Raw genomic sequence first — 23,761 nt, forward strand, 5'->3', positions numbered from 1 at the left:
TGATCTTGCTGAATAAACCAAGTAAATAAGCAGGAATTGTCTGTTGCAATAATGGAACATTGCTCAAAGTATAAGCACAAAAATTGATGACTTATATATAGTTGCTTTACCTTACGGTTTTTTTTGTTATGATGTGCATCGCGCGCTCATAGCTCAACTGGATAGAGTACAGGTCTCCGAAGCCTGTGGCGTGGGTTCGAGTCCCGCTGAGCGCACCAATTACTATATAAAAAGCTGTATAAACTTGTATAAAGTTGTTGTAAACATTAGACATTATAAAAAAAACCTGTATAAACTTGTATGAAGTTTTTAAAGTTGTAACGTGTTTATGCATTACAGGATGCGTTACAAACTATTTTGTACTCCATGGTGTAACGCAAAAACATGCCAAAACAAGTCGTAGCCCTTACAGACAGCAAGATTAAAGCATTCATAAAAGACATTAAAAATAGTCATCCGAACGGTTTGACTACCGATATTCGCTTAAGTGATGGTGCTGGATTAAATTTATTATTTAGAAAAAATGGCACGATCATGTGGCGTTTCGACTATACACGTCCGGTAACAAAAAAAAGAAACACCATGACCATTGGTAATTATCCACAAATGTCATTGGCTAGGGCTCGTGAGTACAGAGAGCAATTCAGAGCTTTAATTGCGGAAGGCAAAGATCCACAAAATGAACGCCAAGGTGCTCAAGAAAAAGAGCGTGCAAAACAAGAATCAACATTTAAGGCTGTTTCTGAGCTGTATAAAAGTAAACAACTTTTAGCACCAGCAACGATTAAAAGAAATGAGCGAATTTTCCAAAAGCTATATCGTGAAATTGGAAATATGCCTATTGCTGAAATAACACCAAGAGATTTAGCAAAAGCAATTGAGCGTGACGAAAATCAAGGTCATATTGAAACTGCTATGCGTATCCGTTCAAAAGCATCACAAGTATTTCGTTTTGCTGTAAAGATGGGTTTCTGTGAACGAGATATTGCTCACGATTTGTCTGGCACCATTACACAAAAAGAAAAACAGCACTATCCAGCATTAACAGATCCATTCGACTTTGCTGAGCTTTTATTTAATATTGATAATTATGAATCTCAAGTTCCATATTTAAAGTATGCAGTACAGCTGGCACCATTGGTGTTCGTACGAATCGGTGAATTAAGAAATGCGAAATGGTCTGATATTGATTTTGAAAATGCAGTTTGGTCATATACTCCACCAAAAACAGCATCAAAAACAGGGTTAGATCACATAGTTCCGTTATCAAAACAAGCTGTGGCCATACTTGAAGAAGTTTATAAATTTACAAATAATTCAGAGTTTGTATTCCCATCAAGATCAGATAAACATCGTCCAATATCAGATATGTCTATTAATATGGCTTTGCGCCGTATGGGATATTCTAAAGGTGATATGACTGGCCATGGATTCAGAGCGATTGCACGTACATTGCTTGATGAGGTTCTGGAATTCCCGCTGAATATTATTGAACAGCAGCTGGCGCACCAGGTGCGTGACATGCATGGCAGGGCATATAACCGTACCAAGCATTTAGATAAACGCCGTGTAATGATGCAACGATGGTCTGATTATTGTGATGAACTAAAATCACAATTGATTTCATCAAAACAATTACGATTTGAAGAAAATAAGCCCTCATGATGCGAGGGCTTGTTTTTTATTGAAATTGTAATAAATAGTGGATTTCCACCAATACTTATATCCACTATCACTTACCCAATCCGGTTCTGGAAATTGTTTTGTATTTACTAACTTCAAGATTGTGGATCTAGTTATTCCCAACATTTCGACAACTTCACTTGTTTTTAGCATGCGATCTTCTTCACCGTGTAATGATTCTTTTTGCATCTTAATAAAATCACTCATCTTCATACACTCCACATTTACGACAAACCCAATCGATTTCACCACTATTTGCATCACGCTCGTATTCCCAAGCATGAAAGCAGAATAGGCGTTTCAAAAAATTAAATATCAAGACACCTCCCTTAAACTCTGCAAAACCTCAAAAGGCAACTTCACATCAACACTGGCTTCATCATTTCGCATCCAAAAATCAACAGCGATATGATAAAGCGCAGATACCTGTTCAGCTGTAAGTGTTTTGACTGTGCCGGTTTTACTAATTACATGCGGAGCCAAGTCTTCAGCAAAGTCTTTTGCAATTTCTAGAATTTCATTCATTGTTTTAATCCTTGCTTAATGCGACTGCCTGCCTTAATTTCTTCATCAGTGGCATGGTCTTTAAGTTGAATAACAACAGGCCCATTTCTAAAATCAGGGGAAATTAACTTTCCGTCGAGCTGATTGCGCTCCCTGGGTGTTAAGTTGCGCCATTTCGCGATACACCAACTGCCTTTAAGAATCCCAATTGGCATATCCATGCACATTGATCCATAGCTATAACCATGATCTTGTAACCATTTTCTAGCAGCATTCACAGCACTAAAATCACCGGTTTGATTGAATTCGATTTCAGTCATTGGCTGGCTCCACGCTTACAACAACACCATCAAAATCAGGGTATTCTTCATGGAAATATCCCAAAGCCAATTCTTTTGCATGTTCTTCACTTGCAGCTGTTGATATGGTTACGTGATAAGAGCCAGTGGCACTAATTTCAATCTGATATTCAGTCATTGACTGGCTCCAAATCAGGGTATTTGATTAAATCCATCAAGTACGCATCAGTTTTACAAGTTGGACAACCATCGTGGATTTCACCTGTATCTTGATCAACAAGGTTCTGCTCAAGATCATAATCACTTTCAAATTCAAGTCCGCAGTTGGTGCAACGAATTGTATTTTCAGTCATTGGCTGGCTCCTGTGCTTCGATCATGGCTTCCAGTTTATTCGCAACATCTTGCCAAGCTAATTTTTCGCTATCAGGTCTTGCTTCTGAATACGTCATAAGATCGACTCTTGACACTGCTATAGCCAACTTTGCAATATCAAAGGTTTTAACCAAAACAAACCCCTCAGGCACCGCTTGGGCTTTGGCTGCTTGCTCGATAGCATTTGCAAAGTCATAAACATAAGCGTTTAAATCCATGTTTCCACTTGCTTGTTCTTTTAACTTGAAGCCATTTGCTAAGGCCAATTCTTTAATTTTTTGAATATCCATCACGCCACCTTTCTACTATCAAGCCATTCTTTAAACTCAGAACGAGTTAACACATTAGGGTTGCCAAGCAGTTGCTCTACACTGAGATGAGCAGGGCGCAGGCAATTGCGATACACATCATCCCGATAAACAACCCCATCACAACCTAAGTAATAAAAACGAGCCGTGGATAAGCTAACGTGTGAGAAAAATCCGCTTGATTTGACTTTCTTGGTACGCTTAACACGCTGTTTATTTGTTAATCCCATCACGCCACCTCAACTTTCAAAACGTACTTTTTACCGCCACTGGTAAACTCAACCGATTCACCTTTTCCAAGTAGGTAATGCCCAATGGCTTCCAAATTTTTAAGACTCAAGCCTGTTTTGGCTCTTGCTCTGCGGCGGTCACATTCAAGACAGATATTTGATTTCACAGATCGCTCGGAAGTACCACATGATCTGCATGGGGCAACCGGTTTATAGCTTTTTAAACCTTGCTTTTCAGCACGTGTACGCAAAATGTGGTTTTGGTGACTGTTAGGACGCTCAGCACTTTGCAAAACAGTATCTGCATTGCAGTAATTAAACTCAGCTTTATTGGTATTTACAGCCGGCTTAATCTGGCCACCATTCGCTACAAATTTTGCAACAGCTTCCTGGTAATCGGGTTTGATTTGAGTTCCAATCATCACGCCGCCACCTTCAATATTTTTGGTGCCTGAGCACGCAAAGACTCAATCAACGATTTACCCACTTTCAAATACTGTTTAAGAAAAATCGCATAGCGTTTCTGTGCTGCAGCATTCATCTTCCCGGTACCATCAATTTCCAGCGTTTCTTTATTGGGCATGCTGTAGCGTACGCATGGGACATGTCTAATAAACTTAGTCTGATAGCCGCCGTTTAAAAGCCACGTTTCAAATGGTCCTGCCAGTTGGAAGTGAATATGTTTGGTGCCTTCTGGCTCAATTGCCAGATACTTCATTTGAATTTCCATCACCAGCCACCTCGATTATTGAGCATGCCGTACATGTCCAATTTTTTGCGCAGGGTGCCGCGGTTTAATCCAAGGATTTCGGCAGCTTTGGTTTGATTGCCATGACACTTGATCATGGTTGCTTTGAGCAATGGCTTTTCAAATTGAGCCAAGGCTGTTTGATACGCCGTACCTTTATTGGCATCAAAGAATTCAGCAGGGAAAAGAGTTGTCATTGTTGATTCGCTCCTTTGTATTCAGCCTGGCGCGCCAAAGACTGTTCAGTTTGATATTGCACTTCACGTTCAGAGCTGCGCAGGTACATGTAAGACAAGGCCAGAACAGTGATTAGGATTAAAAGGAATGAGCAAACGTTTGCAAAAATGTTCACAGGCTTGCCGTACATTTCTTCGTACGTTGGCTCCTGGTGAAGGATTGCAGTCGTTTGACTTTTGTTAGTGTCAAACGCAGGTGTTTGACTGTGGGATGGGTGGTGGGTCATAATCGCCTCGTAAGCTTGCAAGTGTTTACATAAAGCCCTGATCCCGTCGGTCGAATGTCAGGGACTTTTTTGTTATCTGGTGAGATGTAATTTAGTATTTACTAAATATTTAGTCAATAGTTTTGCTAAATAAATTTAGTAAAATATTTAGTAAATGATAATATAGACAAAATAAAACCCACCGCTGGGGTGGGTTGGATGGAGTCTATTATGCTAACTCACGAAGAAAAACTTAACCTTGTATTGAGTCTAATTGCCACAGGATGTACTGATCCAGATGCAATTATTCATTGTATCAACAAAATTGATGGCGATTTATTCAAGAAGGATCATCCTCCAAAATCGCCTTAATATCCACACCAGACCAGCTCACAACTTTGTGGCACTGATTGTAGAGTTTTAGATAGTACTCTCGAGGGTTATTTTTCTTACCCTCATCTTTTCCTTTTAATTTCTCTACTTCCGCGATTCTAGACATTAAATCAAAAGCAACTCTCTCAACAGAATTATCTTTAATTTCAATAGGTCTGGTTACTGTAATACTATCACTCATTATTATCTCCACCCGATCTGTTCTAAAAGACTGCGTCGGGTTCGCAGCATAGTGGCACACTATTGCGTATTATTTATTTATGTTTTACACTGTTATACATGGACCGGGGATTCCCAGTCGGCAGAAGGCTCTAGCGTTATGTTAGGGCCTTTTGTTTATCTAGAGTTTGGAAAAACCTTCAATCCATAACCGTGATAGCCTGTCCCTGCGCCATTTCGCCCATTAGAACTATAGAATTTAGCTTTTAATACATCAAAAGCCCTGTTAGGCTGATCAGGCTTTAAAACATGGTTTCCAATTGGTCTAGCCACTAAATCTGCGATTTGAAGACCTGAAGAATTTACTTTCTTGGAAGCCATCTTTATTTCAAATGGAAGGCAAATTTTCCCATAATTATTACCATCACAAACTCTTCTGAATTCAAGCTCTAAGTCTTTATCTTCTTGCAATCCACGCTGTTCAAACACAATGAATGTTTTCTTATCTTGCTGGCCTTTTTCTACTAAAAACTTATAAATTCTTTCTAAGCCAAACTCTAGAGCAATAAAATATGGATTTTTAGGGGTTGCATATCGCTTGATCAAGGAGTCTTTCCGAACAACGCATGAAATGAGAATAAAATGTGTCTCTTGCATCAATTCAGTAAGGTCATTTAGCAGAGCTTCTTTTTGCTCTTTTGATGAGTAATTTTTAAAATCTCCTGTCCCCTTAAGAATGTCTCGTTCATGCATAACAATGATGTCATGCCCGAAATGCTTGAACTTAAGCTGTTCTAATTTCTTAATTACAGTTTCTGTGTAATATCTTTTATGAAAAATACAAAAAGCTAAAACGAAAACAGGATATTTAGAGTTATACCCATTAAGAGTGTGGTCACCACTCTCATCGACATACACAATGTAATCGCTAAAATCCATACACCCTCAGTTCAATAAAAAATTATTGATTGCTTGCAATCGGTTTGCTTTTAAATATCTTCTATAATCCAAAAATTAATAACCAGATCGGCTGTAGGTTGATCTGGTTCACAACTTTAATCTTGCTTATTCACTATTGGCTGCCCAAGCTTTCCTTCTTTACACAGCTGGACGATCTGCTCATTAGTCAACACTGGCACGAAGTGAAGATCACCAATCTCTTCAGCAAGGATTTTGACTTCTTCAGCATCTAATACCAGAGGTTGATTGGCAGCCGCCGCCTCATTAATTCGGTCGACGATTTGATTCATGATTTGTTTCGGGTGCATATCAATCCTTTAGGTAATCAAGGCTTAACTAAAGCCAACTCTAAGCGCCCAACAAAGTTGATTTCATTAAGCTGCTCATTATTAATAAATTCATCTGGGTATCGTTTTTTATCAGGGTTATCACTGGTCAATTTCACAGTATTCGAGCCATAGCTGACAAAAATACGTTTCATTCTTAATTCATGATTATGTGTAAATACATACACATTCCCATTTTTTAAAGCGTTTGGATCTTTATCTGAAATATCTACAAATAACGGACTTTCTGGGGCAACAGTAGGGTACATGCTGTATTCAGCAGAATAGATTATTCGCAAGTTTTCTGGTTTGGTTTGTATACCCATAATTTTTAAGATGTATGGATCTATGTCGAGATACTCACTCACATCTTCTAAAAAATTTTCTATGCCAGCGCCACATGAAGCCTTGATGTCTTTATAAATAGGAATTCTTACATTGGTTGGCTTTCTTTCACCACTTCTAAACTCGATGGGCGCTATATGGATTCCTCCAGTTTGACACGAATGTGGAGTTGATCCATCCGCTGAATAATCTTCATTGTCAAGCAATCCACTATCCCAGCCTATCTTTTTCTCAAGATTTCTTGCTGCACGCTCACCAAAACTCCCATGCCCATTAATGAGTTGTGAAATATGACTGGCATTTAAATCGTAATGCTCACAAAAAGCTACGTCCGATTTAAACCCTAATTTCTTGTTGGCAGCATCAATGGCTGTGCGCAAATTTCTGCGTCTTAAAGCGATTTTATCCATATTTAGTATTTCATATAGTTTTTAGTAAAAAGTAAATTCGTAATCACTAAAGATTTATTGACATGGTTGCTAATAAAAATTAGTATTTACTAAATATATTTATTAAGGAGATACGTATGTCTTCCTCAAATACCGAGCAATTAAAAAGTTACCTTTTAAGCCTGACGCCTGAAGGGCGAAAAAATTTCGCAAAAGAATGCCTAACAACAGTCGGCAACCTCCAGCAAATCATCTATGTAAATAAAAAGTGCGGGGCACCATTGGCTATTCGCATAGATAAAGCAAGCAAAGGTCAAGTTTCCTGCGACTCATTGTGTCCAGAAGCGGATTTTGATTATTTGCGCAATCAAACACTTACCGCATAGGTGAATTTATGAGTCTTGAAAAGAAATCTACACATGTCCGCTTATCTCCGGAAATCCATGAGCGAGCTAAAACACTCGCTGAAATTAAGGGTAAAGACCTTGCCCAATACCTGGCGTTTCTTCTTGAAAAAGAAATCGTCGGTGAGTGGCATGTACTTAATTTACAAGCAAAATCCTTTGAGCGCTTGGGATTAAAAGCTTTAGTGCGGGATATCTCTACTGAGGTGAGCTTCGGAGAGGGATTGGAAGGGATTAACGGAAATTTAGGCAAAGAAAAAGCCTGATCTTGGGGATCAGGCTTTCGTGTGCCGCAGCAAGCGGCGTAAGAGATGAGGGTATGGCCCCTCGCTATCGGCTTGCAGGAGCAGGTAGCAAACCACCATAAGCGGCTTGGATCAAAAGTCCCGGTCGTGAGCGTTATGGAAAAGGCATCGTAGAGATGTCAGGTAAGAATTAGGAAGGCGAACAACAGTGAACTGCCGTTCAAGTGTCGAAAGTACTCAAATGACATCAAAACCGGGGATGGAAGTTACCCCGCGATTAGTTTGGCCGTTACCTGCTTACGGGCCATTCGGTGTCCGGCGTAGAGGCAGCGCGATCCTAATTCAGGCTCTTACGTTGAACTGCGGGAACCTTCGGTGGCGATGTCAAGCGAAAGGCACAAGCTCAAAAGGCAAGGCTGATAATAGCAATGCGTCACCAAGGGGCGGAGCAACTCGTAGTAGTGTTGAAGTTACTGTAATGGTAATGGAGCGAAGGGGTTGCATTATCCAGGTCTACGGATTTGTCAACTGTGCAAGCAGGAGGAGCAAAACTTTATGACCAAACCATTTAACATTCCTAAAGCGTTAATCTGGGAGGCATTTAAAAAAGTCAAAGAGAATGGTGGCGCTCCAGGCGTTGATCATGAATCTATTGAGCAATTCGAAAAGCATTTAAAGAACAACCTATACAAACTATGGAATCGACTTTGTTCTGGCAGTTATTTTCCACCGCCAGTTAAGGCTGTTCCGATTCCAAAGAAGTCAGGTGGCGTGCGTATACTAGGTATTCCAACAGTTGCAGATCGAGTCGCGCAAACAGCAGTTAAGCTCTTATTAGAGCCGAAAATTGATCCATTATTTCATCCAAACTCATATGGATATCGTCCGGGGCGTTCTGCCCATGATGCAATTGCGATAGTGAGGAGACGAAGTTGGGATTATGACTGGGTTGTGGAATTTGATATCAAAGGTCTCTTTGATAACATCGACCATGATTTACTCATGCGTGCACTCAAGAAACACTGTGAAATTCCATGGATTCTTTTATATGTGCAACGTTGGTTAAAAGCACCAATGCAACACATAAATGGCCATCTTTTAGAAAGGAATCGCGGCACACCACAAGGTGGTGTTGTGAGTCCTTTATTGGCGAATTTATTTATGCATTATGCTTTTGATATGTGGATTACGAAACATCTTCAAAGTGTACGGTTCTGCCGTTATGCAGATGATGGCGTAATTCATTGTCGGAGTTTATCTCAAGCCAAACTTGTTTTACAAAAGATCGATGCACGATTTCGTGAATGTGGTCTCGAATTGCATCCAGACAAGACAAAGATTGTTTATTGCCAAGATATTAATCGTCGTAAAGCATATCCCGATGTTCAATTTACTTTTCTCGGGTACACGTTTAGGCCCCGTAAGGCTGTGGACAAGTATAAAAGAGTTTATGTAAATTTCTCTCCTGCAGTCAGTCGTGATGCACTTAAAGCAATGCGACAGACTATTCGGAAATGGCATCTACATCTGATGTGTAATCGCGAATTAAGTGATTTATCTGCAATATTCAATCCAATTCTTCAAGGTTGGCAGCAATACTATGGTCGATTCCATGGTTCAGCAATGTCAGCGATCTGGCAACACATGAATGCTTATCTTATACGCTGGATGAGGCGTAAGTATAAAAACTTGGCCCGTCATAAAAGACGGGCTAGATATGCCTTAGGGCGACTTGCGCGTGATTTTCCAAATGCCTTTGTGCACTGGAAAATGGGATGTTTACCATCGGTTGGATAATGGGAGCCGGATGAGCTGAGAGGTTCATGTCCGGTTCTGCGAGGGGCTAAGGGTGAAATTCCCTTGGTCTACTCACCCTAATTCAAAACACTTGCGGGGTTTCAAATATGAAAACAAATTTAGCACATAAGCAGGGGATAGACAACGAAATATCGTTACACCCATCCACTGTTAAAAAATTAGAGCGACAAGCTATGTCGAAGAAAGATGAGGGGTACTCGCCTTTACCTAATTTCATCTGTGATGATGGGTATTTAGCCGTACTAAACGGTGATGCAATTAAATGTATCGTGCTCTTGAATAGACACATTAAGGGATTTCACCTTGAGCAAAAAGCGATGGGTGAGGTTTTAATAATGAAGATCACCGGAATTAAGGATAAAAGAACCGTACGCAAATGCATGGCTGAATTGGCTAAATTCCAGCTAATCAGCATCACCAAATCAAGGGGCAAAAGTAGCACCTACACTTTAACTTTAGATGATCGAATTTCTATTGAAGATGTAGCATCAAATGTAACTACTTCTAATGCATGTACATTAAATGCAGTTACATCTCATGTCACCACACCAGTGACATCAAATGCTACTACACCAGTAGCATCAAATGTAACCACCACCAGTGACATCAAATGTCACTCTGTAAAAGAAATAGATTTAAAAGAAAATATTAAAGAAAACTTTAAAGAGAGTAACGCGCAAGAAAATTCAGTCGATGCAGTTTTAAATCTCTGGACACCAGATCTCCACTCTTTGAATTCTTGGTTGCAAAGATCAGGCGAAATGCCAATGACTCAAGAACTGGCAAACCAAGTTTTACTTGAAATCAATGCTCATTACGAACCACGTTTGAAATCAGGTCAACTTACTGACAGCCAGATGTATGCCAACTTTGTGAAGTGGGTGAAACGTGGTTACAAGCCTAAAGCTCAATCAAAAACAAATCTGAACGTCAACGATGCATGGGAAGGCATTCCTCAATTCCAAGGCCATGTTGAGCCAGTTGAAATACCGGAGGATTTTGTATGAACGCCATGATCTCAATGAAATTTCAACAGGTACAGGCTTACTGCGCTGAACACAAAATTCAAAAAGTTCAAGCCGGACCTAATCAAATCTGTCCTGAGTGTGCAAAGAACCTGGTGAACAAGAACAACCAGGAGCATCAGGAATCTGTAAACAAGATGGTCCGTGAGTTGCACTTTGCAGGTGCCATGATTCCAGAGCGTCACAAGGATTCAGGCTTTAGAAATTACAACACGAATTTTGCTGGACAATCGAATGCCCTGAACAACTGTGTTGAGTTCTCAAGAGTCATGATTGCTGGTCAAAAGCGCAATTTCATCATGTCTGGTAAGACAGGTACAGGTAAAACCCATTTGAGCTGTGCGATAGCCAGAACGCTTTTGAACAAGGGAATTTATGTTCGCTATATCACTTCGGAAGATATGGCTAATGATATTGCCAATGCATGGAAGAGAGAGGCAAATGACAGTGAATCAAACGCAATCTACCGGTTCACTGAGTATGACTTGCTGATCCTGGATGAATACGGCCTTCATGATCGTCATGAGAATCGCCTGCAACTGATCCACAAGGTTTTATATTCACGCTATGACGCGGGTAAACCGACCATGCTGATTTCAAATCTTACATTGGCTGAATTGCAGAAGGATTTAGGGGATCGTCTTTGGTCTCGTTTTCAACATGATGGATTAACACTGGTTGAGTGTAATTGGGTGGATCAGCGTTTAGGGAAAAGCGCAGGGGGTGGGGTGTGAGTTTTAAAGTTCCTGAAAAATTCAGAATAACTACTGGTCCATTGGGTAGCAATGAGAGTTTTGGAAACAATGGTGCTTTTTGGGTGAAGACCAAGAAATGCGTTTTCACTGTTATTGCTAGCGATCAGATGGGTTGGGAGCATGTCAGTGTTTCACTTCCAGTACGTTGCCCAACTTGGGAAGAGATGTGCTTCATCAAGTCACTATTTTGGGGTGAGACTGATTGTGTAATCCAGTACCACCCGCCTAAAAGTGACTACGTGAACAATCACCCATATTGCTTGCACATGTGGCGACCAACCGAGCAATCATTACCAATGCCACCAAGTTTTATGGTTGGTAAGGCAGGTGCAGCATGACCAGACTCCAATACTTATCACAATTCAGCAATGCGGTGCTTAGTCCTGAATTGAATACGTGTGCGATGCCACTCCCAAAGCATGGGTCAGCGTGGGCCACAGTTTTCGATCACAACCAGGGCGAAGTGAAATTAGATGAGATTGCATTTCGTAAAGCCTGGTGTGAACAGCAAATTGCTTTGATTGGTGAATTTGGTGCTGTGATGGGGTAATGAAACATGAATGAACGAGAAACTGAATACGGCAAGGCTGCGGTTTTGGATCGGGGCATTGATGTGTTGCTTGCAATCAAAAATACAAAGGTTGCTACTTCTGCGGAAATTCAAGCTCAAGCATTGCCAAATCTCTCGAAACGAGCAGTACAACGATATTTGAAAAGCTTAGTTGTAATGGGGTTGGTTTATACCGTTGGAAACAATAACAGCGAGTACCGGTATTACCTAAGTGGAAAGGCAAAACAATTATTTGGGATGGTTGCATGACAGACCTAAATTTAGAAGAAGAGTTATTGTTGGAACAGGGATGGGAAGCGAATGAAGATTGGTGAATTGAATGACCAAGATTAGATGTGGAAAGTGTATTGCATGCACAAAGTTTAACGGTAGTCACGGGAATGGGTATCAGCCTTGCCATAATCCTAAAATACCTGTACCACCACAAATTCCTGCACCTCCAATACGGATTATAGGTTGTGATGATAGATCGACAAATAGCTCGGATTCATATGATTGGTTATTTGGGTTGTTTTGTGTGTATATCGGTATAGCGATTGGTATTTGGTTAGTAAAGATTATTTAAATTTAAGGTGAGATTGGAGGTGTGTGGTGATTAATGAATACTTGGTTTTAGATGATGCTGAATGTGGGAAGTGTCGAACACATGATGATGTAGTTATTGATGAGGATGGGGATTTAATTTGTACAGATTGCCTATTTGAAAGGACTTGTGACGAAATGTTTTCTGATGAATATGATGGGGACGATGAATGAAAATCCTCATTGGCATAGATACAGGAGTAAACACCGGTTTCGCCGTTGCTATTGATAGTGGCAACGGTGGAGACCTGCAAAAAGTTGAATGTTTATCCATTACTCAAGCTATGGCCAATATTAATGACTTAGTAACTGAGCATGGAAAAGAAAACATAAAACTTTATATCGAAGATGCACGTTTACGAACTTGGTTTACAGGTGGGCGAGAAAAGGCGCAAGGGGTTGGATCTGTTAAGCGTGATGCTCAAATTTGGGAATCTTGGTGTAAAGAACAAGATTTGAATTACATCATGATCCATCCAAAAGCAAACGCAACTAAAACAAAAGCAGATGTATTTAAAAAAAGAACAGGCTGGTCAGGTCGCACCAACGAGCATGCTCGTGATGCAGCAATGTTGGTTTTTCGCCGTTTCTATAAACCATCCATTGAAAAGTCAGAATTATTTTAGAGGGCAGTATGCAGGACGATATTTCAGATTTGAAAGGTGATTTACACGCAATTGCTGAAGTATTGGGCAGACAAAAGGCATTGTATTTGGTGAGTAAGTGTCCGCGCTACAAGGTCGAAAAACGACAGGGTGCAGGACAGTTATTGTTATATGTACCAAAGCTGAAAAACTTTGATCTGAAACATAATCTGGTGCAAATGCTGGGTTATGAGGATGCGTATAAACTTAGCCAACATTTTGGCGGTGAGCTATTAACACTTTCCCAGTGCAAACAGATTATCCTGAAAAATCGCAATCTAGGCATTAAGGCCATGCTGCAGCAGGGGTTTAAAAAAGAGCAGATTGCAGAGTTCTTTGATTTAACGCCGCGTGCGGTTTGTATGGTTGCTTCTGGCACTAATTAACTATTAGGTGATATATTAATCAATAAGTAAAACTTTAGAACCAAAGAAAAGAGATAAATATGTCATTTATTAATGGGTTGTTTGCAATACTAACTTTAGTTTTGTTCATTTTGTTAATTATCGGGTTAATTAAACCAAGCGTTGTTAAAATGAAGACCAGAGGGAAAGCATTTTTAGTATTTTTTGTAGGCATGATTATTTCATCTTTAATTTTTGATGCAACCATGTCGGATGAAGAGAAGGCTCAAGCACAAGCAGCAGCCGTAAAAGATGCTGAGAAAGAAAAAGCAGTAGAGGTTCAAGAGGAAGTGAGTGAAGTCCTAACTCAAGCCGAAACTAAGCAAGAAGAGCTACCAGCAGAGCCAGTGGGGGAAAGCCTAACCAGACCGCAACTGAATGCAGTTAGATCAGCAGAGAATTATCTGAGCTTTACTGGATTCTCACGTGATGGACTTATACAGCAACTGTCATCCAGTGCTGGTGATGGTTATGATGTTGCTGATGCTACTGTTGCAGTTGATAGTTTGAATGTTGACTGGAATGAGCAGGCAGTCAGATCTGCAAAGCAATATCTTGAGCTCACAGGATTCTCTTGCAGTGGCCTTGTTGAGCAGCTCTCATCGAGTGCGGGTAGTAAGTACACTGTGGATCAGGCTAGATATGGAGCACAACAAGCTGGCGCTTGTTCATAACCTGATTAAAAATGATCCATGCATAAGTTAATATAACCAAAGCCCTTCAATGTGAGGGGCTTTTTTATTACCTGGTGAAAAACTACATAATGAATAAAAACATGGAATAAAGTGAAATTGTCAAAAATGAATCCAAGAGACTTGCAAAATAATGAACTTGCATGATTTGTACGCAGCTTTAATGAAGATTTTAGGGGATTTTCAGTATTTCATTGCTGGTGCAATAGGAGCCGCAATTGTGACTAGATACCATAAAGACCAACTCAAAAACCCTGCTGATTATGCTGTTTTTATTCTGTCTGGTGCGTTTATGGCGCATTACTTAACGCAGTTAGTTGTTCTCATTTCCGGCAAGTTCGGATGGGCTATTGATGTAGCTAGTGCTGGGGCAGTTGGATTTTTACTTGGTTCGTTCGGTGGTTTGATTTTTCAGGAAATTATTAGCTACATCAAGTCTGGCGCATGGAAGGAAATGTCCTTGCGTCAGTATTTTGTCGAACTGTTTAAGGCTTGGATAGGTAAGGGGAAATAGTAATGTCAGACTTTGAACAGCAAATTACCCGTTTATTACGTGCTGAGGAAGGCGAGGTCTTAACCGAGTACAAGGACCATCTCGGCTACTCAACCATCGGTGTGGGGCGCCTGATCGACAAGCGCAACGGCGGTGGAATCACGGCGGAAGAGTCAGCTTTCTTATTGAAGAACGATATTCAAAAGCGCATTACTGCACTAGAAGCAAAATTACCCTGGATTAAAACACTTGATGATGCACGCCGTGGCGTATTGCTATCAATGGCTTTTCAGATGGGTGTCGATGGTCTACTCGGTTTTAAGAACACATTAGCCATGATCCAGGCAGGAAAATACACAGAGGCCGCTAATGGCATGATGAATTCAAAATGGGCCAAGCAAACGCCGTCACGTGCTCAGCGCCATGCAGAACAGATGCGCACAGGCAAATGGGTCATTAAGGCAGGATTCTAATGAATATCAGATTAATTATCGGATTGTTGTGTGTTGCATTCATTTCTTATGTGTCCTGGTGCAGTTATGATTATGGCTATAAGAAAGCACGAACAGAACAAATCGATAGTTATGAGAGCATGATTCAGCAACTGAAGGCTGATGTAGGCAAGGCGCTCCAACGTGAGCGTATTGCTTATGCTAAACAAGAGCAAATTGAATCCAACTATCTTGCCAAACACAAGGAAATCGAGCACAATGCGAATAGCACTATTGATGAGTATCGCACTAACAATGTTAGGTTGCGTGAGTCACTCAAAGCCAAACAATGTCCCGATGTGTCCTCAGTTGCCAGCAGCACCAGCGGCAATCATGCAGAAACAACAGGCGGACTTCTCGACACAGATGTCGAGTTTCTTATTCGTCAAGCCGCAAGGGCAGACCAAGTCGCAGAGCAACTAGCAGCTGCGCAGCAACTCCTAGAGCAAGATCGGGAGGTGTGTAATGGTCAGACGTGATGTAACTCATTGTTTAAAAATAATAGTTTCTCAAGGTACTTCCCAGGGGGCACCCCAAGCGGGGGCAAAGACCTCGCGTGGTTCAACATCTGCGTCAATTTTCAAACCGGTTTAAACATCTATATCTCAACCATATTTGAGCTGGAACTTGTGCTTTTATGTCAGTCACACAAAAGGGTCGAATCGTAAACAGGACGGGGCTTTCAGAGGTTTTTGGAGTCGCGCTCAATACGATCGATTCTTGGGTTCGCCAAGGTTGTCCAGTTGTTCAAAAGGGTGGTGGAAAAGGGCAGGAATGGCAGTTCAATACAGCTCATGTTTCAAAATGGTTGCGTGATCGAGATGTGGAAGAAGCTACTGGCGGCATTCCAGATGACATTGAGATGCTGCGGATCCGTAAGCAGAAAGCAGAAACGGAATTAGCAGAGCTGGAACTGGCCACAAAAAAAGGTGAAGTGGCATTAATTGCGGAATTTGAACGGATTCAAGCCATGGCCTTTGCTGCGATTCGTGCCAATGTCATGAACGTTCCTCAACGTGCGGTTCTGCAGTTACTGGGTGAAACGGATGAACGAGTATTCAAGGAAAAATTGAAAACTGAATTAGTCCTGGCTTTGGAAACTTCAGCTGAATCTGACTTTGAGGATGATGAAGATGACTGATTTATCCACTTTCAGTAATTTTGGTTCTGTTCTGGATGCTGTTAGACGTTCAATGCAGCACCTGATCCCGCCACCAGACATCAAGCCAAGCGAATGGGCTGAAAAGAATATTAAAATTCCGGTGGGGAATGCCATACCTGGTCCAATCAATTTTGACAATGCACCGTACCAGCGTGGCATGATCGATGCCATTAAAGAATATGGTGTGCGCCGTATTACTTACATGACTGGTGCACAGCTGGGGAAAACCACCATTCAGCAATGTGCCACCGGTTATTTCATTGCGCATGAACCTAAATCACAAATCTTTGTCCAACCTACGCAGGGTGACGTTCAGACCTTTCTCGAAACCAAATTACGGCCGATGATCGAGGCGAATAAATCCATTTCAGAAAAAATGGCAAAGCCGCGTAGCCGCGATGGTGTGAATAACAGCCGCATGATTTCGTATGTCGGTGGATGGCTGATGTTCAGCTGGGCAGGTTCACCAAAAACCTTGCGTTCACGTTCAGCACCGATTACGCACGCGGACGAGATCGACGGGATGGAGGCTACAGCCGAGGGCGATCCGGTCGAGTTGCTTTCACAGCGTTCAGCCACGTTTGGCGACCAGTCGCTTAGAACTGAGTCCAGTACGCCTACGGTGAAAGGTGTCAGCCGTGTTGAAACGGCATTTTTAAATGGTGACCGTCGCCGTTATTACGTGCCATGTCCACATTGTAGTGAAGCCCAGTTTTTAAAATGGGAAAATGTCACCTGGGAAGGGCGTAAATCCAGCAATATTCAGGATGCGCGTGAAGATTTAGACCAGGAACATCATCCGGAAACCGCCGGTTATCGCTGTGAGTGTTGCGGTCAGGTCTGGACCGATGGCGAACGGATTGCCGCCATTCGTAATGCGGAAAAACTGGGACATGGTTGGAAGGCAGAAAAACCGTTCCATGGTCATATCAGTTTTCATGCACCGGAAATGCTGTCCACATTCCGTAAAATGCGCGATATCGTGCAGTCTTATCTGGACAAGCTGGCACTGGATGATTTGCAGGTATTCGTCAACGTATCACTGGGTGAAACCTACGAGGAAAAAGGTGATAAAGCCGATCCGGAAACCTTGCAAAACCGGGCTGAAGAGTACAAATCCACGGTGCCCAATGGTGGTGTGTATCTCACCTGCGGCATCGATATGCAGATGGACCGTTTAGAACTGGAAATTGTCGCTTGGGGAGCAGGTGAGGAAAGCTGGTCGATTGATTACCGTGTGCTATGGGGTGATCCACTGGGTGAAGAAGTCTGGGAAGATTTAGACGATATTCTGGAAAGTACCTATCTGCATGAATCCGGTGCTCAGCTATCGATTTCAGCATCGTGTCTGGATACCGGTGGTACAGCTGGCTATACACAACGGGCCTATGAATACGTGAAAAGCCGCCGCAACCGTAAACTGTTTGCTATTAAAGGCCGTGGTGGTTGGGGTATGCCAATTGTGCAAAGCCCACAGCGTAAACAGTCGGGTAAAGACAAACGTAAAATTGACCTGTTCATTGTCGGCACGGATGAAGCCAAACTGGTAGTGATGCGTCGTTTGGATCTGGACAAACAAGGGCCGGGCTATTGTCATTTCCCGATTGAACGGGAAACAGAATGGTATCGGCAATTAACGGCTGAAAAATTGGTGACGCGCTACATTAAAGGCCAGCCGATCCGCGAATGGCACAAGCCAGACCGGGCACGTAACGAGGGCTTGGACTGTCGTGTGTATGCGTTGGCCGCTTTGAAAATCATGCAGCCAAATTTAAAACGCATTGCGGAACGTGTGGCGATGGGTGGCGATCATATTCGTACTGTTCAATCTGATGAACCAGTGAAATCATCATCTACCATCATTCGCAAGAAAGCGAAAGTTGCTGAAAATAACGTGGATGCAGTGCAGCCGGCTACGATCATTAAAAAGCGTAAGGTGTTCGGGAACAAGAAATGAGTGCGAATCTTTATTGTTAAAAAAGCACCTTATTGGGGTCAGATCATTATGGTGCTTTTTCTTCATCTATTGCTAATACTCTTCTTATTTCAGATCTAAAGTCATCTCTCAGTGTACGGAATTCAGCATCTTTTTGAATACCCTCTTCACTAAGTTTGTTTGCGGTATCAATATCACCTTGGATAGCTTTTACCTCAGCCTGTTTGAATTTATCCAGCGTATAGCTAGAAAAACCGAATCCAATTATATGCAATATTTTCTCCTCGAGTTTCTTAGGTATAAATATTGCGTTCTCATAAAAAGCCGTTTTAAAGTCATCTAAGACTGTACTTGGATTAATTTGTTGTTGATCAAGCCTAGATGGGTTCCGTCTTTGATGAATAGAAGATTCATAATCTAATAATAATGAATAGAGCTTCTTTAAAGCGTCAACTTGTTCCTGGTAAACGCCTGAATATGCGATATGTAACCTGGAATTTTGATGACTTAATTGACTTTTTAACAATTCTACGTCTGTGTTTAGTTTTGCTTGTAAATTAAGCTCATCCTTACGGATATACTTATCTAATAATTTAGTTAAGAGAAGTGTTAATGCTGTAGAACTACCAATTACATGATAGTTTTCAGCAAGAAAGGTTAAGATGCTCATTAGCATTTTTTACTTCCTACGCGCATCTTGACTAGCAGGAATTGAATACCAATAACGGATTTTGTAACCGTCATTAAGTGTTTCCACGTTGATCAGATCATATTCAGGATTTTCATAAAATAAATCTGAAATACACTTCATGATGTAGTCTTGCTGTTCTCGTAGAGAAACTTCTTTAATGTTATCTACGCAATTCATATCATTAAAAAAAATTGAGCGGCCAGAGTTGGTTTCACTTTTTAATGATTTCTCAAGGATACTTACAATTTCACCATTCATGGTTCTATGGTTGAGTTTTGCTCTGCCTTCAATAATTGATTTCAAATCTTGGGGAAGTCTAATTTTTAGTTGAGCATCTTCAGTCATTTTTTTCTACCTAGTTAAAATTGGTAAATTTAAAATAACAGATAATAAAATAAACCACAATGGTTTATTTTTGGATCAAATATGATTTTTATTTAACCTTTATTCATGGTTTTTCCTGATACATTTACGTTCAAGGTACAGTCATGAAAAACTGAATAATGAAAAAAACCCGCTGATTATCGAAGATTGACGCTAGAAAAAGCGCATTTTCGGTAATCATTCTTCATGAGTTATGTACGATTCCCCACAAAAATTACGGCAGGTGTGACGTTTAAGCATAGCTTTAACTTAACCGCATATCCTGCAACGGGTGGCTGGTCACTGGTGGTTTATCTGCGTGGTGCCACGAGCATAAACATGCAATCCACTGCCGATGGCAACCAGCATCTCTTCAATATTTCCGCTGAAACCACAAAAACCTACCAGGCCGGGCATTACGGCTATTCATTACGTGCCATCAATATTTCCGGTGAAGTTGAAGAACTGGACAGTGGTGTGCTGGAAATTATTGCCGATTTATCTGCGATTAACACCAGTACAGACCTGCGCAGCCATGCACAGAAAACACTGGCCGCACTGGAAGCGGTGATCGAGGGGCGTGCGTCACTGGATCAGGAACGTTACCGCATCAATAACCGTGAACTGTACCGGACACCCTTAGAAACTTTACTGAAATTGCGCTCTTTATACCGTGCCGAAGTCGCACGTGAACAAGCCAAGGCCAAAGGCAAAAGCCTGTTTGGTCAAGTTGTCCGTGTGACGTTGGAGTAAGTGCGTATGTTTAGTTTTAAAAGCCAGATTCCTGATGTTCCGCATGTTACCCAGATTGAAAATGCGGCGATTGAGTCAGTAAACAAGGGTCGTCGTCTTTACCGTAATGCAGTACGCATGTTTAAGGCCGGTGTTAGTAATCGTTTAACTAGCAATTGGCCATCTACACCGATGACTGCCGATCTGATCATTGAGCGTTATCAGCGTACGCTTGTTGCTCGTAGCCGTGAACAATGCACAAACAATGATTATGGCAAGCAATACCTGCGTTTAACCCATCAGAATATTGTTGGTCCGCAAGGCGTGACACTTCAGGCACAGATCAGAACAGCAGCTGGTAAGTTGGACAATAAAGCCTGTGATGCTATTGAAATAGCCTGGGAGCAATGGAGCAAAAAACAGAACTGTGATATTCAAGGCAAGAAGTCATGGCGCTCCATTCAGCGTTCATGTGTGATTTCAGCAGCCAAGGATGGTGAATTTTTTGCCCGGATTATTCGTGGTGATGATGCAGGGCCATTGGGGTTTTCAATTCAGTTGATTGATGCCCAGCGTTGCCCAGTGAGTTATAGCGCAAATTTACGAGATGGCTATTTCATCCGACAGGGTATTAAGTTCAACAAATATGGCCGCCCAGTGTCTTATTTTTTTGATGCAGACACTGAAGAAGAAACCCAATATCGACACGGCAGTGGCAACTATATCGAAGTGCCAGCTGATCAGATCATTCATGGTTATTTGGAAGAAATTATCGGACAGAAACGTGGCTTGCCCTGGACTGCAACCAGCCTGTTCCGCATGCGTCAGTTGTCCGAGTTTGAAGATTCAGCACTTATTAATGCGCGTACATCAGCAAACAAGATGGGCTTTATCCAGTGGAAGGATGGGCATGGGCCTGAGTTTGATTCAGAGGAAGATGAAATTCTGATTGAATCACAGGCCGGTGAATTTCCTGTACTGCCACAAGGTGCTGAACTGAAAGAATGGTCACCCAACTATCCGACCGGTGAATTTCTGCCATTTCACAAAACCATGTTGCGCTCGATGGCCGCTGGTATGGGCGTGCTTTATAACAATCTGGCCTCTGATCTGGAAGGTGTGAACTTCAGTTCGATCCGTCAGGGTACATTGGATGAGCGTGAACACTGGAAAGAGTTACAGCAATGGCTGATCGAATCGCTAGTTGAGCCGGTTTATAACGCATGGCTTGAGTACGCATTACTTCGTGGTCAGATTTCAAAAGGAAATTTGCCACTTAAAGCAGTTGATATTGATCGTTACAGAGCAGTGTCATGGCAGCCGCGGCGCTGGCAATGGATTGATCCATCCAGTGATGTTGCTGCTGCTGAAAAATCCAAAAATAACATGCTGACTTCACCAGGTGCCATCATCCGTGAACAGGGCAAAGACCCACAAACCGTATGGGCTGAAATTGCTCGTGATACTCGCGCCATGATTGATGAACTGGTGGGTCAGGGCATTTCACAGGAAGTTGCAGAAGAAATGGTACTGGCCAGCATGGGCCGTAAACAAACAGGCGCTGTAGGTCGTCCAAAAGAGGGTATGTAATGCGTACAAATCGAGTGAATTTTGCAATGGCATTAGCGGGCATGAGCTTTACCCGTGAAGCCTCACAGGCACAGCTGCCAGAATTTAACAAGGAAGCCTTAACCCGCTCATTCATTTTTGAGCGTGCGTCCGTGGATGAGGATAAACGCACGGTTGAGCTGTCCTTTTCCAGTGAAGTAGAAGTGGAGCGCTGGTTTGGTTATGAGGTTTTGGACCATTCATCTGGCGCCATGCGGATGGATCGCATCATTGGCGGTTCGTTGCTGATCAATCATGACTGGGATGATCAGGTTGGGGTAGTGGAATCTGTTCGTGTAGATGCCGACAAGAAAGGACGCGCCGTGGTACGTTTTGGCCGTTCATCCCGTGCTGAAGAAATCTTCCAGGATGTCAAAGACGGTATCCGTAAGCAGGTATCGGTAGGTTACCGCGTACTTGGGGCGAAACTAAAAGAAACCCGTGAAGATGACGATGTGTATCTGATCACCGACTGGGAGCCTTACGAGATTTCACTGGTGTCTGTACCTGCTGACATCACTGTCGGTGTGGGGCGTTCCGGTGAAAAACTGAATAATGAAAAACCGCTGGTCAATGCTGAAAATGAAACTAAAGCAGCTACTCCAGCGAAACAGCAAAGAGCACTCAATATGAAGTTTGAATATTTTACCGATGCGAATGGCAACTACTGCCGCCAGCAAGTCAACGAAAATGGTGAGCGTTTCGGCCAGATCGAAATCGTGCGTGCAGCAGATGATACAGCGCAACGTGGTGCCGAAACTGAACGTAAACGTGTTGCTGAATTGATGCAACTGGGTGAGCGTTTCGGTGCTTCTGATCTGGTACGTCAGTACATTGATGATAACAAAACCCCTGCTGAATTGCAGACTGCCATTTTAGAGCGTCAGCACGGTAAACAAGGCAAACCCATTACTGAAAAACCAAAAGTACAAAATGCCAATATTGGCATGACTGGTGATGAAGTTCGCCGTTTCTCATTGATGCGTGCTGTGCGTGCCATGTTACCCGGTGCAACTCAGGCAGATATTGAAGCAGCAGCATTTGAGCGTGAATGCTCTGAAGCAGCAGCACAAGCCTATGGTCGTAGTGCACAAGGCATCATGGTTCCTGCGGACGTTTTAAGCCGTGCATTTGAAATCGGTGGAAATACATCTGGTGCAACTTTGGTGGGTACAGATCATCGTTCTGATCTGTTTATTGACCTGTTACGTAAGCGCACAACATTACTTCAACTGGGTTACATGATGAATGGCCTTGTGGGTGATGTGGATATTCCTAAACAAACTGGTGGTGCAACCGCTTACTGGGTGGGTGAAGGCGAAGCGTCAACCGGTTCACAACCATCAGTCGGTCAACGTAAATTGTCACCACATACTGTTGCTGCTTACACCGACATTACCCGTAAATTGCTGCAACAAGGCACTCCAGATGCTGAAAATCTAGTTTGGAATGACTTAAACAAAGCGATTGCATTGGAACTTGACCGTGCTGGTTATTACGGTACTGGTTTAAATAACCAACCTACTGGTTTGAAAAATATTTCGGGCATCAATGCAGTGAACTTTGCTGCAACCGATCCGACATTTGCTGAACTGGTGAGTATGGAAACTGCCGTGGCTGCCGACAATGCCGAAGTGGATCGCATGGCCTATGTTGTGAATGCAACCACACGTGGTGCATTGAAAACTACAGCAAAATTCGGTTCAGGCACAGAAGCAACTATCTGGGAACAAGGCAATACTGTCAATGGTTACCGTACTGAAGTAACCAACCAGATCGCTGCTGGTGATGTGTTCTTCGGTAATTTCGCTGATCTGATCATCGGTTTGTGGGGTGGTTTGGATATTACTGTTGATCCGTATGCACTGAGCACATCTGGTGGCTTGCGTATCGTTGCATTCCAGGACGTAGATTTTGCTCTGCGTAACAATGAATCTATTTGCTACGGTGTGAAACCTGCCATCTAATAGCTAAAGGACAAGCCAC

General features: G+C 42.2%; 37 protein-coding genes and 1 tRNA gene. 21 read left to right on the plus strand and 17 right to left on the minus strand.

All coding sequences use genetic code 11. The features are described 5' to 3' along the window. Positions 1 to 142 precede the first annotated feature (142 nt). Positions 143 to 218: transfer RNA gene (locus JFY49_RS05560), tRNA-Arg, on the plus strand. Between the two features lie 166 nt (positions 219 to 384). Continuing rightward, positions 385 to 1,665, plus strand: a complete 1,281-nt coding sequence (locus JFY49_RS05565; RefSeq protein WP_200224327.1) for a tyrosine-type recombinase/integrase — start codon at positions 385 to 387, stop codon at positions 1,663 to 1,665. On the opposite strand, the gene JFY49_RS05570 is transcribed toward JFY49_RS05565, so the two are convergent. From JFY49_RS05570 to JFY49_RS05640, 15 genes are all read right to left on the minus strand, one after another. After that, entirely contained in the window at positions 1,660 to 1,890 is a 231-nt protein-coding gene (locus JFY49_RS05570) for a helix-turn-helix transcriptional regulator (RefSeq protein WP_227609551.1), read from the minus strand. The genes JFY49_RS05565 and JFY49_RS05570 overlap by 6 nt on opposite strands. Positions 1,891 to 1,998: 108 nt before the next feature. Then, entirely contained in the window at positions 1,999 to 2,208 is a 210-nt protein-coding gene (locus JFY49_RS05575) for a hypothetical protein (RefSeq protein WP_200224331.1), read from the minus strand. Continuing rightward, on the minus strand, positions 2,205 to 2,507 hold the full coding sequence (locus tag JFY49_RS05580; RefSeq protein WP_200224333.1) for a hypothetical protein: 303 nt from the start codon (positions 2,505 to 2,507) through the stop codon (positions 2,205 to 2,207). Before JFY49_RS05580 ends, JFY49_RS05575 begins: the two co-directional genes overlap by 4 nt. After that, positions 2,500 to 2,664 carry a hypothetical protein gene (locus tag JFY49_RS05585; RefSeq protein ID WP_171518801.1) on the minus strand — a complete coding sequence of 55 codons (165 nt, stop codon included), beginning with the start codon at positions 2,662 to 2,664 and terminating at the stop codon, positions 2,500 to 2,502. Before JFY49_RS05585 ends, JFY49_RS05580 begins: the two co-directional genes overlap by 8 nt. Next, entirely contained in the window at positions 2,657 to 2,839 is a 183-nt protein-coding gene (locus tag JFY49_RS05590; protein ID WP_200224334.1) for a hypothetical protein, read from the minus strand. The genes JFY49_RS05585 and JFY49_RS05590 overlap by 8 nt, the downstream gene beginning before the upstream one ends. Further along, the gene (locus JFY49_RS05595; RefSeq protein ID WP_200224336.1) at positions 2,832 to 3,149 is read right to left on the minus strand and encodes a hypothetical protein; all 318 of its coding nucleotides are present in this window, start codon (positions 3,147 to 3,149) and stop codon (positions 2,832 to 2,834) included. Before JFY49_RS05595 ends, JFY49_RS05590 begins: the two co-directional genes overlap by 8 nt. Further along, on the minus strand, positions 3,149 to 3,397 hold the full coding sequence (locus JFY49_RS05600) for a hypothetical protein (protein WP_200224338.1): 249 nt from the start codon (positions 3,395 to 3,397) through the stop codon (positions 3,149 to 3,151). The genes JFY49_RS05595 and JFY49_RS05600 overlap by 1 nt, the downstream gene beginning before the upstream one ends. Continuing rightward, complete coding sequence (locus tag JFY49_RS05605) at positions 3,397 to 3,819, minus strand: hypothetical protein (RefSeq protein ID WP_200224339.1); 423 nt, start codon at positions 3,817 to 3,819, stop codon at positions 3,397 to 3,399. The genes JFY49_RS05600 and JFY49_RS05605 overlap by 1 nt, the downstream gene beginning before the upstream one ends. Next, complete coding sequence (locus JFY49_RS05610; RefSeq protein ID WP_200224342.1) at positions 3,819 to 4,127, minus strand: hypothetical protein; 309 nt, start codon at positions 4,125 to 4,127, stop codon at positions 3,819 to 3,821. The genes JFY49_RS05605 and JFY49_RS05610 overlap by 1 nt, the downstream gene beginning before the upstream one ends. Next, on the minus strand, positions 4,127 to 4,342 hold the full coding sequence (locus tag JFY49_RS05615) for a helix-turn-helix domain-containing protein (protein WP_200224345.1): 216 nt from the start codon (positions 4,340 to 4,342) through the stop codon (positions 4,127 to 4,129). Before JFY49_RS05615 ends, JFY49_RS05610 begins: the two co-directional genes overlap by 1 nt. Further along, complete coding sequence (locus JFY49_RS05620; RefSeq protein ID WP_200224348.1) at positions 4,339 to 4,512, minus strand: hypothetical protein; 174 nt, start codon at positions 4,510 to 4,512, stop codon at positions 4,339 to 4,341. Before JFY49_RS05620 ends, JFY49_RS05615 begins: the two co-directional genes overlap by 4 nt. Positions 4,513 to 4,927: 415 nt before the next feature. Then, positions 4,928 to 5,161: a hypothetical protein gene (locus tag JFY49_RS05625; RefSeq protein WP_200224351.1), complete on the minus strand. Its 234-nt coding sequence runs from the start codon at positions 5,159 to 5,161 to the stop codon at positions 4,928 to 4,930. 155 nt (positions 5,162 to 5,316) lie between these two features. Then, positions 5,317 to 6,078: a DUF3800 domain-containing protein gene (locus JFY49_RS05630; RefSeq protein WP_200224353.1), complete on the minus strand. Its 762-nt coding sequence runs from the start codon at positions 6,076 to 6,078 to the stop codon at positions 5,317 to 5,319. A 116-nt stretch (positions 6,079 to 6,194) separates the two neighbouring features. Continuing rightward, a complete protein-coding gene (locus tag JFY49_RS05635) occupies positions 6,195 to 6,389 on the minus strand; it encodes a hypothetical protein (protein ID WP_413784592.1) in 195 nt (64 codons plus the stop codon). Positions 6,390 to 6,424: 35 nt separating this feature from the next. Further along, positions 6,425 to 7,180, minus strand: a complete 756-nt coding sequence (locus tag JFY49_RS05640) for a helix-turn-helix transcriptional regulator (protein WP_200224356.1) — start codon at positions 7,178 to 7,180, stop codon at positions 6,425 to 6,427. Between the two features lie 116 nt (positions 7,181 to 7,296). On the opposite strand from JFY49_RS05640, the gene JFY49_RS05645 reads away from it, so the two are divergent. The 16 genes from JFY49_RS05645 (at position 7,297) to JFY49_RS05720 (ending at position 18,402) form a co-directional block, all read left to right on the plus strand. Continuing rightward, positions 7,297 to 7,545: a hypothetical protein gene (locus JFY49_RS05645; protein WP_200224359.1), complete on the plus strand. Its 249-nt coding sequence runs from the start codon at positions 7,297 to 7,299 to the stop codon at positions 7,543 to 7,545. 8 nt (positions 7,546 to 7,553) lie between these two features. Next, positions 7,554 to 7,829: a hypothetical protein gene (locus JFY49_RS05650; RefSeq protein ID WP_200224361.1), complete on the plus strand. Its 276-nt coding sequence runs from the start codon at positions 7,554 to 7,556 to the stop codon at positions 7,827 to 7,829. 534 nt (positions 7,830 to 8,363) lie between these two features. After that, positions 8,364 to 9,605, plus strand: a complete 1,242-nt coding sequence (gene ltrA, locus JFY49_RS05655) for a group II intron reverse transcriptase/maturase (RefSeq protein WP_004826931.1) — start codon at positions 8,364 to 8,366, stop codon at positions 9,603 to 9,605. A 107-nt stretch (positions 9,606 to 9,712) separates the two neighbouring features. Next, positions 9,713 to 10,633: a replication protein gene (locus tag JFY49_RS05660; protein WP_227609553.1), complete on the plus strand. Its 921-nt coding sequence runs from the start codon at positions 9,713 to 9,715 to the stop codon at positions 10,631 to 10,633. Beyond that, a complete protein-coding gene (locus JFY49_RS05665; RefSeq protein WP_200224364.1) occupies positions 10,630 to 11,385 on the plus strand; it encodes an ATP-binding protein in 756 nt (251 codons plus the stop codon). The genes JFY49_RS05660 and JFY49_RS05665 overlap by 4 nt, the downstream gene beginning before the upstream one ends. Next, the gene (locus JFY49_RS05670; RefSeq protein ID WP_200224366.1) at positions 11,382 to 11,744 is read left to right on the plus strand and encodes a hypothetical protein; all 363 of its coding nucleotides are present in this window, start codon (positions 11,382 to 11,384) and stop codon (positions 11,742 to 11,744) included. Before JFY49_RS05665 ends, JFY49_RS05670 begins: the two co-directional genes overlap by 4 nt. Further along, the gene (locus JFY49_RS05675) at positions 11,741 to 11,956 is read left to right on the plus strand and encodes a hypothetical protein (protein WP_200224369.1); all 216 of its coding nucleotides are present in this window, start codon (positions 11,741 to 11,743) and stop codon (positions 11,954 to 11,956) included. Before JFY49_RS05670 ends, JFY49_RS05675 begins: the two co-directional genes overlap by 4 nt. Positions 11,957 to 11,962: 6 nt before the next feature. After that, complete coding sequence (locus tag JFY49_RS05680) at positions 11,963 to 12,226, plus strand: hypothetical protein (protein WP_200224371.1); 264 nt, start codon at positions 11,963 to 11,965, stop codon at positions 12,224 to 12,226. A gap of 503 nt (positions 12,227 to 12,729) precedes the next feature. Continuing rightward, positions 12,730 to 13,185, plus strand: coding sequence for a hypothetical protein (locus tag JFY49_RS05685; RefSeq protein ID WP_200224374.1), 456 nt, complete (start codon positions 12,730 to 12,732; stop codon positions 13,183 to 13,185). An 8-nt stretch (positions 13,186 to 13,193) separates the two neighbouring features. Beyond that, on the plus strand, positions 13,194 to 13,589 hold the full coding sequence (locus tag JFY49_RS05690) for a hypothetical protein (RefSeq protein WP_200224377.1): 396 nt from the start codon (positions 13,194 to 13,196) through the stop codon (positions 13,587 to 13,589). A 59-nt stretch (positions 13,590 to 13,648) separates the two neighbouring features. After that, positions 13,649 to 14,281, plus strand: a complete 633-nt coding sequence (locus JFY49_RS17640) for an Ltp family lipoprotein (protein ID WP_265092678.1) — start codon at positions 13,649 to 13,651, stop codon at positions 14,279 to 14,281. Positions 14,282 to 14,432: 151 nt separating this feature from the next. Next, on the plus strand, positions 14,433 to 14,813 hold the full coding sequence (locus JFY49_RS05700; RefSeq protein WP_200224379.1) for a hypothetical protein: 381 nt from the start codon (positions 14,433 to 14,435) through the stop codon (positions 14,811 to 14,813). Positions 14,814 to 14,815: 2 nt separating this feature from the next. Continuing rightward, positions 14,816 to 15,265, plus strand: coding sequence for a glycoside hydrolase family protein (locus JFY49_RS05705; RefSeq protein ID WP_200224382.1), 450 nt, complete (start codon positions 14,816 to 14,818; stop codon positions 15,263 to 15,265). Then, positions 15,265 to 15,762, plus strand: coding sequence for a hypothetical protein (locus JFY49_RS05710; protein WP_200224385.1), 498 nt, complete (start codon positions 15,265 to 15,267; stop codon positions 15,760 to 15,762). The genes JFY49_RS05705 and JFY49_RS05710 overlap by 1 nt, the downstream gene beginning before the upstream one ends. A 158-nt stretch (positions 15,763 to 15,920) precedes the next feature. Next, positions 15,921 to 16,424, plus strand: a complete 504-nt coding sequence (locus JFY49_RS05715) for a terminase small subunit (RefSeq protein ID WP_200224386.1) — start codon at positions 15,921 to 15,923, stop codon at positions 16,422 to 16,424. Further along, positions 16,417 to 18,402: a phage terminase large subunit family protein gene (locus JFY49_RS05720; protein WP_200224387.1), complete on the plus strand. Its 1,986-nt coding sequence runs from the start codon at positions 16,417 to 16,419 to the stop codon at positions 18,400 to 18,402. Before JFY49_RS05715 ends, JFY49_RS05720 begins: the two co-directional genes overlap by 8 nt. A gap of 46 nt (positions 18,403 to 18,448) precedes the next feature. On the opposite strand, the gene JFY49_RS05725 is transcribed toward JFY49_RS05720, so the two are convergent. After that, a complete protein-coding gene (locus JFY49_RS05725; protein ID WP_200224388.1) occupies positions 18,449 to 19,057 on the minus strand; it encodes a hypothetical protein in 609 nt (202 codons plus the stop codon). A 3-nt stretch (positions 19,058 to 19,060) separates the two neighbouring features. Beyond that, entirely contained in the window at positions 19,061 to 19,417 is a 357-nt protein-coding gene (locus JFY49_RS05730) for an Arc family DNA-binding protein (RefSeq protein WP_200224389.1), read from the minus strand. Positions 19,418 to 19,642: 225 nt separating this feature from the next. On the opposite strand from JFY49_RS05730, the gene JFY49_RS05735 reads away from it, so the two are divergent. The 3 genes from JFY49_RS05735 to JFY49_RS05745 are packed head-to-tail and all read left to right on the plus strand — an operon-like array spanning position 19,643 to position 23,742. Then, positions 19,643 to 20,188: a hypothetical protein gene (locus JFY49_RS05735; RefSeq protein WP_200224390.1), complete on the plus strand. Its 546-nt coding sequence runs from the start codon at positions 19,643 to 19,645 to the stop codon at positions 20,186 to 20,188. A 6-nt stretch (positions 20,189 to 20,194) separates the two neighbouring features. Beyond that, the gene (locus JFY49_RS05740) at positions 20,195 to 21,757 is read left to right on the plus strand and encodes a phage portal protein (RefSeq protein WP_200224391.1); all 1,563 of its coding nucleotides are present in this window, start codon (positions 20,195 to 20,197) and stop codon (positions 21,755 to 21,757) included. Further along, positions 21,757 to 23,742 carry a phage major capsid protein gene (locus tag JFY49_RS05745; RefSeq protein ID WP_200224393.1) on the plus strand — a complete coding sequence of 662 codons (1,986 nt, stop codon included), beginning with the start codon at positions 21,757 to 21,759 and terminating at the stop codon, positions 23,740 to 23,742. The genes JFY49_RS05740 and JFY49_RS05745 overlap by 1 nt, the downstream gene beginning before the upstream one ends. Positions 23,743 to 23,761 lie beyond the last annotated feature (19 nt).

It is taken from the genome of Acinetobacter sp. CS-2 (assembly GCF_016599715.1).
In the GTDB taxonomy this organism is placed as follows: Bacteria; Pseudomonadota; Gammaproteobacteria; order Pseudomonadales; family Moraxellaceae; genus Acinetobacter.

Coding starts and splice junctions, on each gene's coding strand:
- JFY49_RS05690 (WP_200224377.1), top strand. CDS start 13,194: ATGCAGGACGATATTTCAGATTTGAAAGGTGATTTACACGCAATTGCT.
- JFY49_RS05565 (WP_200224327.1), top strand. CDS start 385: ATGCCAAAACAAGTCGTAGCCCTTACAGACAGCAAGATTAAAGCATTC.
- JFY49_RS05725 (WP_200224388.1), bottom strand. CDS start 19,057: ATGCTAATGAGCATCTTAACCTTTCTTGCTGAAAACTATCATGTAATT.
- JFY49_RS05705 (WP_200224382.1), top strand. CDS start 14,816: ATGTCAGACTTTGAACAGCAAATTACCCGTTTATTACGTGCTGAGGAA.
- JFY49_RS05635 (WP_413784592.1), bottom strand. CDS start 6,389: ATGAATCAAATCGTCGACCGAATTAATGAGGCGGCGGCTGCCAATCAA.
- JFY49_RS05680 (WP_200224371.1), top strand. CDS start 11,963: ATGAATGAACGAGAAACTGAATACGGCAAGGCTGCGGTTTTGGATCGG.
- JFY49_RS05735 (WP_200224390.1), top strand. CDS start 19,643: ATGAGTTATGTACGATTCCCCACAAAAATTACGGCAGGTGTGACGTTT.
- JFY49_RS05645 (WP_200224359.1), top strand. CDS start 7,297: ATGTCTTCCTCAAATACCGAGCAATTAAAAAGTTACCTTTTAAGCCTG.
- JFY49_RS05665 (WP_200224364.1), top strand. CDS start 10,630: ATGAACGCCATGATCTCAATGAAATTTCAACAGGTACAGGCTTACTGC.
- JFY49_RS05730 (WP_200224389.1), bottom strand. CDS start 19,417: ATGACTGAAGATGCTCAACTAAAAATTAGACTTCCCCAAGATTTGAAA.
- JFY49_RS05715 (WP_200224386.1), top strand. CDS start 15,921: ATGTCAGTCACACAAAAGGGTCGAATCGTAAACAGGACGGGGCTTTCA.
- JFY49_RS05700 (WP_200224379.1), top strand. CDS start 14,433: ATGAACTTGCATGATTTGTACGCAGCTTTAATGAAGATTTTAGGGGAT.
- JFY49_RS05605 (WP_200224339.1), bottom strand. CDS start 3,819: ATGATTGGAACTCAAATCAAACCCGATTACCAGGAAGCTGTTGCAAAA.
- JFY49_RS05640 (WP_200224356.1), bottom strand. CDS start 7,180: ATGGATAAAATCGCTTTAAGACGCAGAAATTTGCGCACAGCCATTGAT.
- JFY49_RS05740 (WP_200224391.1), top strand. CDS start 20,195: ATGTTTAGTTTTAAAAGCCAGATTCCTGATGTTCCGCATGTTACCCAG.
- JFY49_RS05610 (WP_200224342.1), bottom strand. CDS start 4,127: ATGGAAATTCAAATGAAGTATCTGGCAATTGAGCCAGAAGGCACCAAA.
- JFY49_RS05675 (WP_200224369.1), top strand. CDS start 11,741: ATGACCAGACTCCAATACTTATCACAATTCAGCAATGCGGTGCTTAGT.
- JFY49_RS05585 (WP_171518801.1), bottom strand. CDS start 2,664: ATGACTGAATATCAGATTGAAATTAGTGCCACTGGCTCTTATCACGTA.
- JFY49_RS05660 (WP_227609553.1), top strand. CDS start 9,713: ATGAAAACAAATTTAGCACATAAGCAGGGGATAGACAACGAAATATCG.
- JFY49_RS17640 (WP_265092678.1), top strand. CDS start 13,649: ATGTCATTTATTAATGGGTTGTTTGCAATACTAACTTTAGTTTTGTTC.
- JFY49_RS05625 (WP_200224351.1), bottom strand. CDS start 5,161: ATGAGTGATAGTATTACAGTAACCAGACCTATTGAAATTAAAGATAAT.
- ltrA (WP_004826931.1), top strand. CDS start 8,364: ATGACCAAACCATTTAACATTCCTAAAGCGTTAATCTGGGAGGCATTT.
- JFY49_RS05575 (WP_200224331.1), bottom strand. CDS start 2,208: ATGAATGAAATTCTAGAAATTGCAAAAGACTTTGCTGAAGACTTGGCT.
- JFY49_RS05650 (WP_200224361.1), top strand. CDS start 7,554: ATGAGTCTTGAAAAGAAATCTACACATGTCCGCTTATCTCCGGAAATC.
- JFY49_RS05720 (WP_200224387.1), top strand. CDS start 16,417: ATGACTGATTTATCCACTTTCAGTAATTTTGGTTCTGTTCTGGATGCT.
- JFY49_RS05710 (WP_200224385.1), top strand. CDS start 15,265: ATGAATATCAGATTAATTATCGGATTGTTGTGTGTTGCATTCATTTCT.
- JFY49_RS05570 (WP_227609551.1), bottom strand. CDS start 1,890: ATGAGTGATTTTATTAAGATGCAAAAAGAATCATTACACGGTGAAGAA.
- JFY49_RS05685 (WP_200224374.1), top strand. CDS start 12,730: ATGAAAATCCTCATTGGCATAGATACAGGAGTAAACACCGGTTTCGCC.
- JFY49_RS05630 (WP_200224353.1), bottom strand. CDS start 6,078: ATGGATTTTAGCGATTACATTGTGTATGTCGATGAGAGTGGTGACCAC.
- JFY49_RS05620 (WP_200224348.1), bottom strand. CDS start 4,512: ATGTACGGCAAGCCTGTGAACATTTTTGCAAACGTTTGCTCATTCCTT.
- JFY49_RS05590 (WP_200224334.1), bottom strand. CDS start 2,839: ATGACTGAAAATACAATTCGTTGCACCAACTGCGGACTTGAATTTGAA.
- JFY49_RS05745 (WP_200224393.1), top strand. CDS start 21,757: ATGCGTACAAATCGAGTGAATTTTGCAATGGCATTAGCGGGCATGAGC.
- JFY49_RS05615 (WP_200224345.1), bottom strand. CDS start 4,342: ATGACAACTCTTTTCCCTGCTGAATTCTTTGATGCCAATAAAGGTACG.
- JFY49_RS05595 (WP_200224336.1), bottom strand. CDS start 3,149: ATGGATATTCAAAAAATTAAAGAATTGGCCTTAGCAAATGGCTTCAAG.
- JFY49_RS05600 (WP_200224338.1), bottom strand. CDS start 3,397: ATGGGATTAACAAATAAACAGCGTGTTAAGCGTACCAAGAAAGTCAAA.
- JFY49_RS05580 (WP_200224333.1), bottom strand. CDS start 2,507: ATGACTGAAATCGAATTCAATCAAACCGGTGATTTTAGTGCTGTGAAT.